The organism is Tritonibacter sp. SIMBA_163 (genome assembly GCF_046535935.1).
GTDB classification, from domain to species: domain Bacteria; phylum Pseudomonadota; class Alphaproteobacteria; order Rhodobacterales; family Rhodobacteraceae; genus Epibacterium; species Epibacterium scottomollicae.
This window is the reverse complement of sequence record NZ_JAWJBP010000488.1, coordinates 1-270: the sequence shown is the minus strand read 5'-3', so window position 1 is coordinate 270 and position 270 is coordinate 1. Positions and strand designations below refer to the sequence as shown.

1 protein-coding gene is annotated in these 270 nt (G+C 64.1%); it reads right to left on the bottom strand.

Annotation, left to right across the window (positions count from 1 at the left end; genetic code table 11):
• Positions 1-214, bottom strand: a 214-nt coding sequence (locus R0J92_RS23245; RefSeq protein ID WP_411053414.1) for a hypothetical protein, incomplete at its 3' end; no start/stop codon positions are given.
• Between the last annotated feature and the right edge of the window lie 56 nt (positions 215-270).

The following is a 270-nucleotide window of genomic DNA, read 5'->3' as shown; positions in this document are numbered from 1 at the left end:
CTTCGCCGGGATAAGAGCCCGGTCCGGCGACACGGCGAATGTTGGAGACAGACGCACCCGAGCGGTTGAAGGCGCCGCCCACGTCGCGATTGACGTAATTGCCATGACCGTAGCTGTCGACGGCGAAACCGGCAACGCCCGGCCCTTTGGCGTAGGCGAACGAGCACAGCGCGACAATAAGCGCGCCCCACAGCCAGTGCTTCGTTCTCGACAACCCGTCCACCCGTGACTCACTTGCCCGAAGACTTGCCTGAAGCCCACCGTTCGAGC